The sequence below is a fragment of the Streptomyces piniterrae genome, from assembly GCF_005048155.1.
Lineage (GTDB): Bacteria > Actinomycetota > Actinomycetes > Streptomycetales > Streptomycetaceae > Streptomyces > Streptomyces piniterrae.
This window is the reverse complement of record NZ_SUMB01000001.1, coordinates 720,229-733,591: the sequence shown is the minus strand read 5'-3', so window position 1 is coordinate 733,591 and position 13,363 is coordinate 720,229. Positions and strand designations below refer to the sequence as shown.

Genomic DNA, 13,363 nt, shown 5'->3' with positions numbered 1-13,363 from the left:
CCCTCCCCCCCAGCAGAGGAGCGGTACGCCCGCGAGGTGGCCGCGCTGCGGCTCGCCGCCACGGGCTGACGCGCCCGTGGTGCCCGCACTGCTGAGCACCGATCCCAGCGAGCGGGTGCTGGTCTTGGAGCATCTGGACCACCAACGCCCGTCCAGCGACTGGATCGTCGACTACGCGGCGGGCCTGGCCCGGCTGCATGCCACTGCCGGCCCGGAGGACGTCGGAGTACTTCGCCGCTGGCTGGGCCCGGACGAGGCCGACGTCGAATCCTTCCTCAGGCTGGCCGAGGCTCTTGGGGTCCCCGTCGCGCCTGGCGTGTCCGGCGAGCTCGATGACCTCGTGCACCGGCTTGGCCAGGCATCGGGGCATGCCCTTCTCCACGGGGGTCCGTGTCCCGGCAATGACCTGCACACCACCAGCGGGATCAGGTTCATCGACTTCGAACAGTCGTCATTGGGCAGCGGACTGGTGGAGCTCGCCTACCTGCGCATCGGCTTCCCGACGCGCTGGTGTGTCACTGCGGCACCCGCTCCGCTGCTGGACCGGGCGGAGACCGCCTACCGCACGGCATGGCGCACCGCGACCGGCACCGAACTCCACGACGATCTCGCCGACGCGTGCGCCGGCTGGCTGCTACGAGGCGACGCGCTGGTCGAGAGGGCCCGCCGCGGAACCACTGACCACCTGGCCCGGATCCCGGACCGGGACTGGAAGTGGGGCACCGCGACCGCCCGGCAACGGCTCGTCCACCGGCTCGGTGTCGTCGGCCAGATGACTGCCGACCGCGCCGACCTGAGCGGCCTGAGCCGGCTCAGCACGGATATGCGCCAACGAATGCTCGCTCGCTGGCCCACGCTCCCACCAGTCCCATCACAACGCCCATAGACACCGGTTGATATCCCGGATCCGCGCGGAAGCTCGAACCACAACTATTGACTATTCCTCCAACCCTCGGGCGGCGGACCTGTGTCTCGGTGCCGTCGATCCGCAGGTCGATGCCTTCGGCCTGGGCGTAGGCGAAGACATCGGCCAAGGTGCGCAGGCGGATGCCAGGTCGGCCGGGGACGGCGAAGCCTCGGGCGGCAAGCAGTGGCCGGATCTCGTGAATGGCACGGGTGACGGTCGGACGGGTCAGTGGTCACCATGTTGGTATCCGCGTTCCCGACTACGACACGGCGAAAGGCCTGGTACACGGAGAAGCTGGACTTCCGAGTGCTCCAGGAATGGCCCTACGGTGAGCTGAAGCTCGCGTACCTCTACCAGCACATGTGCGTCCACGTCGACGATGTCGACGAAGCACGCGCCGAACTCGCCAAGCGTGGCGTCGACCTTATCGGTGAACCCTTCGAGATCGAGGACATCAGCCGACGACTGGCGTTCTTCCGAGACCCGTGGGGCAACATGATCGAACTGTCGCAGAAGCTGCCCGGCGCAGGTTCCTGATCAGCCTCACCACGTCAGCATCCGCGCACACAGCCCGAGCCCGTTCTCACCAGGCCCGGGACTCTGCACGGCTTACAGCTTTCATCCGTTGCGAAGGCCCTTACTCGCCCACCGCACCGTCCACGAAGAAAAGCGCGGGCCGTCCCCTGCCGTGTGTTGCGCTTCAGTCGAACCACCAAGTCGCCGTCCATCATCCACGACCGAGTGCTCGCAGCCTCTCGAACGGCCGAATCATCACATCACTGGCAAGTGAAGTTTTTCAGTGGCTACTGAAATTGAATTCGTGATGTCGGCCTTGCCGGGCCAAGCAGCGTCACTCAACTCTGGGAGCTCGGATGCCATTCGCGGGTCGCGTCCCCTCATCCCGGCCGGCCGTGGGAGCCCGCCTCGAGGGCTGCGCGAAGGGTGGCCAAGGTGGAGGCGACGCGGGCCAGGTCGTCAGGGGGGACCGCCGCGGTCAGTGAGATGAGCTCGCTTTCGAGAATGGGGCGGGAAGCGGACAACTGCTCCTCACCCGCGGATGTGAGGCGGAGGACGGACGAGCGCCGGTCCTGGGGGTGCGCGACCCGCCTGCACCAGCCCGCAGCCACCAGCCGGTCGACCGCCTTGCTGACGGCCCCCACGGTGATCGCCAGTTCGCCGACGATGTCGAGCACGCGGCACCCCGGCACGCGGTCGATGATCTCCAAAAGCTCGAACTGTCCCAGCCCCAGCCCTTGTTCGGCGCGCAACCGGGCGCTCACCGCGTTGTAGAGCCGGGTCTCGACGCGGACCAGATCGCTGAAGATCGGGGTGATGTGGCTCACATTAACCTTTCAGTAGATTCCCAGGAATTATCTTCCTTGGAATCTGGTTGGGGTCAGGCAGGTGGATTCCAAGGAATCCATCCTCGCACCCCGACCCATGGAGGCCCCGCATGTCCCGACAGCAGCGCGACGCACTGGACGCCATACTCCGTTCCGCCCCTCGCAGCGAGATGCGGCCCACTCCCGAGGAGCAGCGCAGCGGTTTCACGGCGGCTGTCGCCCGCCCCGCACCGGAGGGCGTGGTCACCCGCAGGACCGTCCTGGGCGGGCGGCCGACCCTGGAGCTGGAGCCGGCCGAAGCCTCCGGCCGCGGCCGACTGCTCTACCTGCACGGCGGCGGCTACGTCATCGGCTCACCGGACACCCACGCAGGGCTGGTAGGTGAACTGGCCCGCCGCGCCGGGCTGCACGCGACGTCGGTGGATTACCGGCTGGCGCCCGAGCACCCTTTCCCCGCGGCTGTCGACGACGGGCTCGCGGCCTACCGCGAGCTGCTGGCGTCGGGCACCGACCCACGGGACCTCGTCATGGCCGGTGACTCCGCCGGTGGCGGATTGGGCATCGCCACGCTGCTCGCCGCCCGGGAGGCAGGGCTTCCGCAACCAGCCGCCGTGGTCGTCTTCTCCCCCTGGGTCGACCTCACCCTCGCTGGAGGAAGCATCCGTTCCAAGGAGAGCGCCGACCCCATTTTCACAGCGGCCGACGTGCGCGCCTACGCCGATCTCTACGTCGGCGCAGGCGACAGGGCGCATCCCCTGGCCAGTCCGGTGTTCGCCGACCTCACCGGGCTGCCCCCACTCCTCGTGCAGGTCGGGGCGAACGAGGTGCTCCTCGACGACGCTGTCCGGCTGGCCGGCCGCGCGGGCGCCGACGGCGTCGAGGTCACGCTCGAAGTCGGCCCCGGCCTCCCCCACGTCTTCCAGCACCACTACGGCCGCCTCTACGAGGCGGACGCCGCACTCGACCGCGCCGCCCGCTTCCTCACCGCCCACCTGACCGCCGGGCGCCCGGGGGCCGACCGTCTCGAACCGGTCCAGTGACACCGACCCCGGCGGCCTCCAGGTGATGTCGGCGACGGCCGCAGGAGCACCATCCCCGACATCACGGGTCCAATTTCAGTAAGTTCAACATCTCTGCGGGATCAGGCGTGGACCACTTCGCGTATGCGCGTCCTTCGCCGGTAGGGAGTCACACCGGGTTCGGCAGGTTCATGAGCGTGAGTTTGGCCGGGTCGGCAGATCGGCGCGATAGGTACTCAGCAGGCTGAGCGAGTCGCCCTCCAAGAGGTGACGGCACGCCTGAAGACCACCTTCCCGACGGTGGCCCCGAACACCTTCGAGGAGTTGGTGGGGACTGCATACAGAGACCTGAGCCACGCGCGAGTCAGGACCTACGCCCAGCCACGGCAGCGTGCACAAGTGCACTGCGGCGCCGAGAACCGTCTGCGGGCGCAGGAACTTCCGTAAGAACGCCTCGTCAGCCGAGGCCAGCGTGAACTCGTCAGGCGGGGTGAGCGTGAAGTAGCGGATCAGCTCGTCCTTGCCGATCGCCGGGAACGAGCGCAGGCCTCCAACTCCTCGTCGGAGAACACCCGCGTTGCCATCAACCGCCCCTCCCGTCACCGGATGTTCTTAGCCGGTCCTAGAAGGGGTCGCAGTAACCACCAGCGTTGCCAGGCATGGTCCTTGCGTCGATTGCCATCAGCGATGCCGTGAGCACGCAGCGCCACCGGCAAAACCCATGAGCGTACAGGCCAGCGTGCGCCGTGCACTGTATCGCCGCAATCTGGACGCATGACCTATCGATGCGCGACGAAAGGTGACCCATGAAGTTCGCAGTCATCGGCGGTACCGGTCGGATCGGGTCGCAAGTCGTGAAGAAGCTGAACGCCGCCGGGCACGAGGCCGTGCCGCACTCGCCGTCCACGGGTGTCGACGTGATCACCGGCCAGGGCGTGGAGGAGGCAGTGGCCGGAGCCGACAGCGTCGTCAATCTGACGAATTCCCCGACCTTCGACGATGCCTCTCCCGCCTTCTTCCAGACCTCGATGGACAACCTCCTGGCAGCCGGCCAAAAGGCCGGGGTGGGGCACTTCGTCATCCTCTCGATCGTCGGCACTGACCAGGTACCCGACCTCGCCTACTACCGCGCCAAAGCCTTGCAGGAAGACATCCTCAAGGCCGGACCGATTCCCTATTCGATTGTCCGCGCCACCCAGTTCATGGAGTTCATCGACGCCATCATGTCCATGACCACCGAGGGAGACACCGTCCGCCTGCCCACCACCCCGATCCAGCCGATCGCCGCCCAGGACGTCTCCGACACCGTCGCCGAAGTCGCCGCCGGCAGCCCTCTGAACGCAACCCTCAACGTCGGCGGGCCCGACGTCCATCCCCTCGACGAACTCGGCCGGATGACCCTGAACGCCCGACCCGACGGCCGCACGGTCGTCACCGACGACACCGCCGGCATGTTCGCCGCCGTCGACGGCGATGTGCTCACCACCCATGGCGACGCGCGCATCGCCCCCACCCACTACACCGACTGGCTCACCTGACCCGGCCGGCCCAGCACTGGAGACCTCGCCATGTCGAACAACGAACAGGCGGCAGGCAGCGCCGGGAGCCAACCGCGCTCGGAGGCATGGTAGACGGCGCTCACCGTGGTGCAGTCGGCGAAACCGCCGTTGGTTCCGGAGGGGGCGGAGGCGATGACGGTACTCATCCCGTACCTTCCCGGCGATCCCGGCGCCCCTCCGCACCGGCGCTCAGGACCTGCCTTCGGCTACATGCTGGAGGGGGAGATGCTCTTCGAGCTGGAAGGTGAGCCGGAGCGGGTGATCAAGGCCGGGGAGACGTTCTGGGAGCCGGACGGCGATGTCATCCATTACCAGGACGGAAAAAACCGGACGGACTCCCCCAGCCGCTTCCTCGTCACCATGATGTGCACGCCAGGCCAGCCCATGCTCATCCTGGTCGACGACGAGCCGGCCCGGCGCCGGCACCGACGAGCTCCCCGCCCAGGCGCCTGACCCACCACTGACAGCCGATACTGACCGCGATGAGCTGTGGGGCGTCGCCCCAGCACCCCGGCGTGAGCATGTGGCTTTCCGCTCGTGTGGGTGAAATGGCAACGCGTGCACGTCCCTTCCACGTGAGCGGCGCCGTCTGCGGGGACCGCAGAGCGTTTTCATGGCTGGCCAAGCCGCCTCAATTGTCCTCGAGCCCGAGGCACAGGAGCTCGCTGACGCAACCTCGCACCATCCTTTCCTGTACGAGCTGGATCCGACCGCAGCCCGCAAGGTGCTCGACGACCTCCAGGCCGCGCCGGTCGACAAGCTGCCGGTCGACGAGGAGTGGGTCACCGTCCCGGCGGCAGTGGGCGATGTACGGGTACGCATCGTCAAGCCGCAGGGTGCCACCGGAACGCTGCCCGTCGTGTTGTACATGCACGGCGGTGGCTGGGTGCTTGGCAACGCCGGTACTCACGACCGCCTGGTCCGCGAGTTGGCGGTCGACGCACGTGCGGCAGTGGCCTTCGTGGAGTACACGCCGTCGCCCGAGGCGCACTATCCGGTCGCCATCGAGCAGGGCTACGCCACCGCGCAATGGATCGTCCGCGAAGGGGCGTCCAAAGGTCTGGATGCACAGCGCATGGCAGTGGCCGGGGAATCGGTCGGCGGGAACATGACCGCCACACTCGCCCTCATGGCCAAGGAGCGCGGCGACGTCACGTTCGTACAGCAGTCGATGTACTACCCGGTCACGGATGCGGCCATGAACACCGGTTCCTACGACCAATTCGCCACCGGCTACTACCTGAGCCGCAAGCTGATGGAATGGTTCTGGGACGCCTACACGACCGACCCGAACCAACGCGCGGAGATCACCGCGTCTCCCCACCACGCCACCATCGAGCAGCTCTCCGGCCTGCCGCCCGCCTTGCTGATCGTCGACGAGGCCGACGTGCTGCGCGATGAGGGCGAGGCATACGCCGCCAAGCTCCGAGCAGCCGACGTTCCGGTGACCACGGTGCGCTACGACGGCACGGTCCACGACTTCATGCTGCTCAACTCACTGAGCCAGTCCAAAGCCGCCCGCGGAGCCATCGACCAGGCAACGGCGTTCCTGCGCAACGCCCTCGGAACCGCCCAGTCCTAACTGATCGTTTCGGAATGCGGTGCGTAATGGCGTCAAGCAGATGCCCGTGCCCGGTTCGGGCTGAGCGACGCCACCCACATACGGCAACCGGGGCCAGAGCCGCTGCACAGCTGGCCCCGGTTGTCGCTGGCCGCAGACCCGCCCGCTCTACTGGGTCTGCAGTTCCCCGATCCGTGCCACCGTCGTTCCCCTCTTCGGGCATACCCACACCGCCGTGTCCGTGCGGACTGTCGCCGTCAGCGGATGCGTGTCCGGGTGTTTCGGGCACTGTGGCCAGACCGCCGATGCGCCTTCGGACCATAGTGCCTCCACCGCCCAATCCTGGACCTGATCTGCCAGGTGCACGAGCAGCTCTGCGGCGGTGCCATCCGGATGGGGGGTCACGCCCTGGCCTGAACCGTCCGGAGCCCAGAGCACGATCCCGTCCCGATCATCCGAGCGTACGTCCGGCTGCACCGCGCACTGCGCCTGGAGATCCCGCAGGACTGTCTCCAGAGCTTCGCCGAATTCCATGTCGTCCACTGGGCGCTCCTGATCACCTTGGGGAGAACTGTCCCGCAGTCTCTACTGTCCCTGAGGCGTGCGGACCGTCTTTATCCGGCCCCGCCCCCGGCCCGCTTCAGCAGCCGCCTCAAACCCGGCGGGAGTCAGCCCACCTCCCCGCGCGTACCGTATGAGGATCTCCCACCGCAAGATCAAGTACCGTCACGAGCCGAGGGACACGGCGGGTTCGACCTGAGCAAGGTTGGTCACGCCGCGAGGGTCTCGGGACGTTCGACGAGCTGGCTGCGTTCGAAGCGGACTCCAGCCCGGACAAGGGCGACACGGTGTGCCGTGCCCACCAGCACGCCGCCGGGGCCCGTCACCGGGCGGCAAGGGTAGCGAGTAACCGGTGGATGCCGCCCGCTGTCCATGCTCCGAGGCGGTCGCCCTGCGGGTTTTGACCGGGCGCCCTGTACCCGCTGAACGAAGTTGAGCGGACCATCAACGCGCTCAAGGGCTACCGCACTGTGGCGACCGGTACGGCAAGAGAGCGTTCGTCTTTCACGGCACGGTCACCGACGCCGCGATCCGGCTGAGGATCCGTCAGTGAGAACAAGGAGGGAGAGGGGAGAACAAGCTCAGCGCGTGAGCACGACCCCAGCCGCGACGCCGAGGAAGATCATGGCTCCGACGAACAGGCCGACGATCGGAGATCGGCGGTGCTTCCGGGTGAATACCCTTGCGCTCGCCGGCCTTTCGGGCAGGTAGACGACCGGCACCTGGGTTCCAAGGGCCAGCCCCAGCCCCGTCGCGACGGGCCGGAACCTGACGGGCCGGCCCTGCCGGTCGGTGAACTCGATGACGGGTGTCGAACAATCGTCCCCGGGCTCATGCTCCTGGTCCACCACCACCCCTTCGGTGCGCAGCCCGTGGCGAATCAGCCGCATCTGCAACCGTGCCTCCCGCGCACCGGCCCACAGAGCCGCCAGGCCCGCCAATACGGCCAGCCCGATACCGGTCGCCGATGGTTCACGAAGGTGCGCGGGCATACCGGCTCCTCGGGCTTACGTGGTCGTGGCGGGGGTGCCCACGAAGGGCTGGCAGCCGCCTTCACCGTCGGGCACGCGACTGCTACCCCTGTTCAGCCTTCGCTGAATCGAGCCAGTCAACTGAGTCTGCGCAGTCAACTGACCAGGCACGGCAGACTCGCTGACCCATCGGACACGCCCCAGGAAATGCATCAAAGTCAGCGACGGTCGTGCAGCCGCAAGACCGCCTTTCCGGTCGGGGGCGGCGCGCAGGCCGGATTCCGTGCCCGAGTGCTGCGATCTCCTTGGGTCTTGTCGGGTCCCGACGCCATCGTTTCCGGCTTCACGGCCACGTCAGAGGACTCGCGGACCCATGCGACAACCCCCACACCTTCGACTCGAACAAAGCGAAAAGTTGTCCGAAATCAGGTCGTGCCGGTGATTGATTCTTTGTACCGTCAGACCACTTCAAACCACTTCAGACCACTACTGATACGGGGGGATCTCCATGATTCGTCGTACCTCACTGGCAGCCGCCGCGTGTGCGGCCGTCGGTTTCTCGCTTCTCACTGTTCCGGCTCACGCGGCTGGAACGGAGGCGACGCCCGCCCACGCGTCGCAGAAGGTGGCGTCAGGGTCGGACCATGTCAAGTGCACCACCTTGAGCAAGGGCCAACTCTGCATCGCCATGAACAGCCGGCCTCAGTCCATCGATGTCTTCTACACCAAAAAGGGTGGCTCGAACATCAAAGCGCAACTCGGGTATCGCATGAACGGTTCGTCGTCGTACGACAGGCTGGAGACCATCAGCGACGGCGACCGGGCCACCAGTACATGGAAGATGAGCTGGCCTTGCAAGAGCGCCGTTGGCCTGATCAAGGTCCAGGGGCAAGGCACCTTCGAGACCCCGTCGGCGACGTTCCCGGGCTGCTGATGAGGTCGCACAAGCCAACAAGAGGGAAGTGAGCCGGGGGGCAAGGCGGAGGATCGTCCTCGCACTGGGCGTACTCGGGCGGCTCCGACAACTCGGCGAGACGCCGTAGTGTCGTCGCGGCCCCGAGAAAATCGGCCGGACAGGGCTAGCACAAACCACCGACAACGCCACCCCAAGGGGCCCGCTAGGAGCGGGCCCCTTTCGCATGTCCGCACGCGTCGGCCAGGAGCAGGCGCCCACCGCATCAGGAGTGCACCATGAGCAACACCTCGACGAGCAGCACCCCTGCCGCGGCGTCGCAGGGAGAACCCGCTATGCCGCCGATCGGGCAGGCTCCGACCCGCACCGCGCCGAACCCGACCGCGCCGCCCGCCCCGGCGCAGGGCGAGGATGCCGCCGCGACCATCACCCGACTCGAACCGAACTCGCCGCCGCCCGCGCCGAGGCCAGAAGGAGCAGGGTCACGGCCAAGCAGCGCGCCGCCGACAAGGCCCGCACTCAGCTCGCCCAGGACATCGGCCGCGCCCTCAGCATCGTCCCGGACGCCAGGAGGCCGACCCTGCGCAGCTGACAGCGCAGTTGACCGCCTCGCAGGCGCAGGCCCGACACCCCGCCGTCGAACTCGCCGTCTACCCCACTGCGCCAGACATCGGCGCCGATGCCGAGGCACCGCTCGACTCCCGCACGTTCGCCACGTCGCTTGCCGACATCGACCCGACCGACGCCGTACAGGCCGGGACCACCGCGGCGATCACCGCAAACCCGAAGAGGCGCAGCAACGAGCCAGTCGAGGTTCGCCACATCGCACCGCTCCTGCGCATGCGCCGGCGGCCTGGTGAAGGTGACCTTCGGAGCGCTGTCGGCAGCCCTGGACCAGTAAACAGGAAGCTGACGGCAAGATCCGGACCATGCACGGACCAACACTTGCCCGACGACAGCCTCCACCACCGATTCAACAGGTCAACGCCGCCATAGGCGCTGTACCACCAGCAGACGAAGAACCTGCTGGCGAGTGACTCACCAACGAGAGAAGCTCACAGCAAGCCGTTGCTGGGGCTCTTGCACCTGGGCTAGCGTCACCCAGACCGATACCACTTTCCTCCAAACTGCGCAGGTGCGAGGTTATGAACCCCGTCCGCCGAGACCGTGGACACCCAGGCGATCGGTCACGGCACCACCGTCGAGGTCAGCAGCTTGTAGAAATCGTTGCGGGACATGACAGCAGGATCAAAGTCAACGCGCATGGCGATCAATATCCAGGAGAGCGACCGCGGGGCGTATAGCGGATCCCCGGCACCACCAAACCCCTGAGTGCGATGGAAAGTGCCCGGTATCGGAGCCGACGAGCACCAGGAGCCGACACCGTGTCCACTGCCCCAGCCATAGCCCCAGCCGTCTGGGAAGACTTCGGCGTGTTCCGGGCGCACGGAGATGCGCCCGCCTGGTCGCGGTACTGGTGGCGCTTGCACGGGCTGTCACGGGGGGAACCGCTCCGGGCGGAAGTCCGCGAGCATCTCACTTCTCTTGCCGCTGAGGATCTCCGCAGCAAGCAGCCGGCCGATTACCGGCCCGAGGGTGATGCCGCTGTGGGATACGGCCTCGTAGTAGCCCGGCGCGGACGGCACCGCTCCCACCGAGGGGAATCCGTCGGCTGGGATGGGCCGGTGGGCTACCCGTGTCTGTGCGATGCGGGCGTTGCCGAGGTCGGGAACGACCTGCCGCGCCGATTCGTGGAGCAGCCGTGCGAGTTGCGCTGGGTCTTCGCCTGTGTCGATGAGTGCGTCGATCTCGCGGCTGTGGAGGACCACCGAAGCGTCTCCGTCAGGACGGATCTCGATGTGCGGCGCGTGCATGGCCCGGCGAACCGGGACCTGAGCGCAGTCGATCCGGGTGACGGCTCCGGGTTCCCGGCGCATCGGCAAGTGCCGTGCGATGAGCTCGGCGACGTGGGAGGCGCTGGGGCCTGCTGCGTTCACGACGATGTTGACGTCGAGAAAGCTCCCATCCGATAGAGCAACCTTCTGGATGCTCCCGTCGGCACCTGTCTCGATGTCACAGACCGCGGTGCCGGACCGGAGCTCGGCGCCGGATGCAACGGCCTGGCCGACCAGGCGGCTGACGAGATGACGTCCGTGCACCCAGGCTTCGTCGGGGTAGAACACGACTGGAACGTCACTGGGGATCGTGAGAGCAGGTTCGAGGCGGCGGCATACCTCGGCCCCCGTGAACACCTCAGCCGGGTAGTCCCAGTTGGCCAGCTGTTCGGCCGTTTTCAGGAGCTTCGACTCTTCTGCGGGATCGTCTGCCCAGCGCAGATGGCCGCTGGGATACCACCATGAGTCTGGCCCGATGGTCCTGGCAAGCTCACGGTACGCTGCCATGCCCGCGACGTTCAGGTCGAAGTAGTACTTGCGCGTGGTCTTGTTGCTGGCGTTGACCCAGGAGAAAGACCAGTTGGTGACGCCTTCGCCCGGCCGGCCTGCGTCGATGAAGACCACCTTGGCGCCGTGCCGGCACAGGTTCCAGCCCACGCTGGCTCCGAGGATGCCCACTCCGATGACAGCAACACGTTCCGGCCGCTTCACGGACCCGGTCCTCACGAACGCCCCCTTCCCAGATTACGGGCGAACTCAGCTCCCGTTTCTAGCATGCAAGCATGTGGAACGGTGAGCACTATGAGGTCAGCTCATTTGGTGAGCCTGCGGAAGCAGATGAGGGTGCGGGCGATGCTGGTGAAGGCGAGGAAGTGATCGGCCTTGCGTTCATAGCGGCGGTGCAGGCGGCGCCAGCCGGCGAGCCGGGCCATGGTGCGCTCGATGGTCCAGCGGTGCCGTGCCCGGTCGTTGCGAGGTCTCGACGCCCTTTCCGGTGATGCGATGCCGGATACCGCGGCTGGATAACCATGCGCCAGCCGCCCATGTACTTCCCGCTCGGCGGCGGGACGCTCAGCGGAGTCTCGAAGCCGGGCGAACTCGTCTGGTCGCGCGTGTTCATCATGGACGGCGTTCTGCACGTCGACCTCGGACGCGGCACCGGGATCGAGCTCCCCGCCGAGGAGACCCAGCGCCACCTCGACGCCACCACTCCACAGTGGCCGATCGTGCACGCGGTGCTGCACGGCGTCGGCCGTGACCAACTCATGGCACGGCACAAGGCCAATCACCTCAACGTCGCCTACGGCCTGGATGAGGAGACGGCCAACAAGGCCCTCCTGGCGAAGGCGGCGATGTTCGACGCCCTGGGTATCCACGTACACCTGTGTGGCGACGTGCCCCTCGGTTGAATCACAGGGAGACGGGTTCGCCGGTGGCCCGGTTGCAGGCGGCTAGGACAGACAGGACAGGCAGGACACGGCGTTTGAGGATCCGATGCGCGGTGGAAGCGGCGATGCCGGCGCGAGCGGCCAGTCGCAGCGGGCCGATGCGGTGTTCGCGACGCAGGCGGACGATGTGTTGCTCGACCACGGCGGACGGGCGAAGCGGCTGATGGTGGGGACGGCCGGGTCGGTTCGACCATCCCGGTGTGGCCGTGCGCCGGATGGCGGCCGATTGCGGCCGACCCAGCGTGCGGCGGTGGTGCGGCTGACCTGTGAGCGTTCAACGGCCCGGCGAAGCGGCCAGCCCCCGAGTCGGTTGTAGATGTCGCAATCCACACCGAGCCGGAAGGCCCTCGCCTCGTTCAAACACCGAAAGGCTTCTCGCCTGTCACCAACGTGCCGAGGCAGCACACCTAAACGAAGAAGTACGCGTTGATGCGGAGCAGGGCGTCGTTGGCAACAGTCATGTCGCTCAGCTTCTCCCGGCCGGCGACACCTGTGCCGCACGTGGCCTTCAGCGCGCCGCCGTAACTCCTCGGGTCGCACGCGTAGGCGGCATCCCTCGACGACCTCCACCTTGACCCGGGCAAGTCCGGTGCCGGGCACACCGTCTGCTCCGGTCCACTCGCTGACCGCGTCGAACCCCCGGATGTCGTACTCCCCCACCCGGACTCGCACACCGAGCAGCCCCTTGCGGCCCGAGCCCCGGGGCCATTCGCCCCGCTCGCTGCGAGCGTTGATCGCCCGGCGCGGACCACTGGACCATCACGGTGCGTGCCGACGGAGCTCACCTCGCCACCGAGAAGTGTTCGGAGACCGATCTCCCGTCGCCGGGGACGGGTTGCCCGGTGAGAAGCTCAGCATGTGCGACGCCCTCCAATACAACCCGCCGCGACATCGTCCGCGAATGCCGTGCGGGATCTACAGCCCCAGGTCGAGGGCCAGACACGAGTAGTACTTCCATGAGCCCTCGGGACTGTGCGAGTTGCCGCCACCGCCCTGCTCGGCCTCGACCTCTTCGGTCATGTCCTCGAAGCGGATGCGGTCGGGAAGCTTGCCGTAGCGCGCGTGCCGCGCCGCCTCGGCGGCATCGCTGGTGCGTTCCCTGTTCATGACCGATCTCCGCTTCGTCGATCGTGGATGGTGTTCCCCTCGAGGGTGGGACGGCTATCAACGTGCCTTTCCAGGCGTC

At 67.3% G+C, this 13,363-nt stretch carries 14 protein-coding genes and 6 pseudogenes; 11 read left to right on the top strand and 9 right to left on the bottom strand.

All coding sequences use genetic code 11. The features are described from left to right. Nucleotides 1–6: 6 nt before the first annotated feature. A pseudogene (locus tag FCH28_RS03145) lies at nucleotides 7–886 on the top strand (protein kinase family protein); the annotation flags it as partial. A gap of 58 nt (nucleotides 887–944) precedes the next feature. On the opposite strand, the pseudogene FCH28_RS38855 reads toward FCH28_RS03145, so the two are convergent. Further along, nucleotides 945–1,130: pseudogene (locus FCH28_RS38855) on the bottom strand (transposase family protein); the annotation flags it as partial. A gap of 14 nt (nucleotides 1,131–1,144) precedes the next feature. On the opposite strand from FCH28_RS38855, the gene FCH28_RS03135 reads away from it, so the two are divergent. Further along, entirely contained in the window at nucleotides 1,145–1,444 is a 300-nt protein-coding gene (locus FCH28_RS03135) for a VOC family protein (protein ID WP_246102313.1), read from the top strand. 359 nt (nucleotides 1,445–1,803) lie between these two features. Here FCH28_RS03135 and FCH28_RS03130 read toward each other — a convergent pair whose 3' ends face one another. Further along, entirely contained in the window at nucleotides 1,804–2,250 is a 447-nt protein-coding gene (locus FCH28_RS03130; RefSeq protein WP_136738080.1) for a MarR family winged helix-turn-helix transcriptional regulator, read from the bottom strand. Nucleotides 2,251–2,360: 110 nt separating this feature from the next. Between FCH28_RS03130 and FCH28_RS03125 the strand changes: the two genes are divergently transcribed. From FCH28_RS03125 to FCH28_RS03110, 5 genes are all read left to right on the top strand, one after another. Continuing rightward, nucleotides 2,361–3,290 (top strand): alpha/beta hydrolase, encoded by a 930-nt coding sequence (locus tag FCH28_RS03125; RefSeq protein WP_136738079.1) that lies wholly within the window; start codon nucleotides 2,361–2,363, stop codon nucleotides 3,288–3,290. A 198-nt stretch (nucleotides 3,291–3,488) separates the two neighbouring features. After that, nucleotides 3,489–3,716: a three-helix bundle dimerization domain-containing protein gene (locus tag FCH28_RS39995; protein ID WP_425471871.1), complete on the top strand. Its 228-nt coding sequence runs from the start codon at nucleotides 3,489–3,491 to the stop codon at nucleotides 3,714–3,716. A 359-nt stretch (nucleotides 3,717–4,075) separates the two neighbouring features. Then, complete coding sequence (locus FCH28_RS03120) at nucleotides 4,076–4,807, top strand: SDR family oxidoreductase (RefSeq protein ID WP_136738078.1); 732 nt, start codon at nucleotides 4,076–4,078, stop codon at nucleotides 4,805–4,807. 105 nt (nucleotides 4,808–4,912) lie between these two features. Next, entirely contained in the window at nucleotides 4,913–5,281 is a 369-nt protein-coding gene (locus FCH28_RS03115; protein WP_246102311.1) for a cupin domain-containing protein, read from the top strand. Nucleotides 5,282–5,441: 160 nt separating this feature from the next. After that, a complete protein-coding gene (locus FCH28_RS03110; RefSeq protein WP_136738077.1) occupies nucleotides 5,442–6,410 on the top strand; it encodes an alpha/beta hydrolase in 969 nt (322 codons plus the stop codon). Nucleotides 6,411–6,557: 147 nt separating this feature from the next. Here the strand turns inward: FCH28_RS03110 and FCH28_RS03105 are convergent, their stop codons facing one another. Beyond that, complete coding sequence (locus FCH28_RS03105) at nucleotides 6,558–6,923, bottom strand: hypothetical protein (protein ID WP_136738353.1); 366 nt, start codon at nucleotides 6,921–6,923, stop codon at nucleotides 6,558–6,560. 408 nt (nucleotides 6,924–7,331) lie between these two features. Here FCH28_RS03105 and FCH28_RS03100 point away from each other — a divergent pair. Continuing rightward, nucleotides 7,332–7,503: pseudogene (locus tag FCH28_RS03100) on the top strand (IS5/IS1182 family transposase); the annotation flags it as partial. A gap of 28 nt (nucleotides 7,504–7,531) precedes the next feature. Here the strand turns inward: FCH28_RS03100 and FCH28_RS03095 are convergent. Further along, nucleotides 7,532–7,942, bottom strand: a complete 411-nt coding sequence (locus tag FCH28_RS03095) for a DUF3592 domain-containing protein (protein WP_136738076.1) — start codon at nucleotides 7,940–7,942, stop codon at nucleotides 7,532–7,534. Between the two features lie 487 nt (nucleotides 7,943–8,429). Between FCH28_RS03095 and FCH28_RS38850 the strand changes: the two genes are divergently transcribed. Together FCH28_RS38850 and FCH28_RS03085 are read left to right on the top strand one after the other, a co-directional pair. Continuing rightward, a complete protein-coding gene (locus FCH28_RS38850) occupies nucleotides 8,430–8,855 on the top strand; it encodes a hypothetical protein (RefSeq protein WP_136738075.1) in 426 nt (141 codons plus the stop codon). A gap of 205 nt (nucleotides 8,856–9,060) precedes the next feature. Then, nucleotides 9,061–9,426 carry a hypothetical protein gene (locus tag FCH28_RS03085; RefSeq protein WP_136738074.1) on the top strand — a complete coding sequence of 122 codons (366 nt, stop codon included), beginning with the start codon at nucleotides 9,061–9,063 and terminating at the stop codon, nucleotides 9,424–9,426. Nucleotides 9,427–9,958: 532 nt separating this feature from the next. Here FCH28_RS03085 and FCH28_RS39990 read toward each other — a convergent pair. The 3 genes and pseudogenes from FCH28_RS39990 to FCH28_RS38840 all read right to left on the bottom strand — a co-directional run. Continuing rightward, nucleotides 9,959–10,099 (bottom strand): annotated as a pseudogene (locus FCH28_RS39990) (flavin reductase family protein); the annotation flags it as partial. Nucleotides 10,100–10,330: 231 nt separating this feature from the next. Then, on the bottom strand, nucleotides 10,331–11,440 hold the full coding sequence (locus FCH28_RS03075) for an NAD(P)/FAD-dependent oxidoreductase (RefSeq protein ID WP_246102309.1): 1,110 nt from the start codon (nucleotides 11,438–11,440) through the stop codon (nucleotides 10,331–10,333). Nucleotides 11,441–11,541: 101 nt separating this feature from the next. Then, nucleotides 11,542–11,758 (bottom strand): annotated as a pseudogene (locus tag FCH28_RS38840) (transposase); the annotation flags it as partial. Between FCH28_RS38840 and FCH28_RS03065 the strand changes: the two are divergent. Beyond that, the gene (locus FCH28_RS03065) at nucleotides 11,758–12,138 is read left to right on the top strand and encodes a hypothetical protein (protein WP_246102380.1); all 381 of its coding nucleotides are present in this window, start codon (nucleotides 11,758–11,760) and stop codon (nucleotides 12,136–12,138) included. The pseudogene FCH28_RS38840 and the gene FCH28_RS03065 sit on opposite strands and share 1 nt — an antisense overlap. 10 nt (nucleotides 12,139–12,148) lie before the next feature. Here the strand turns inward: FCH28_RS03065 and FCH28_RS38835 are convergent. Both FCH28_RS38835 and FCH28_RS03060 read right to left on the bottom strand, forming a co-directional pair. Continuing rightward, nucleotides 12,149–12,477: pseudogene (locus FCH28_RS38835) on the bottom strand (transposase family protein); the annotation flags it as partial. 615 nt (nucleotides 12,478–13,092) lie between these two features. Beyond that, nucleotides 13,093–13,284: a hypothetical protein gene (locus FCH28_RS03060; protein ID WP_136738073.1), complete on the bottom strand. Its 192-nt coding sequence runs from the start codon at nucleotides 13,282–13,284 to the stop codon at nucleotides 13,093–13,095. Nucleotides 13,285–13,363 lie beyond the last annotated feature (79 nt).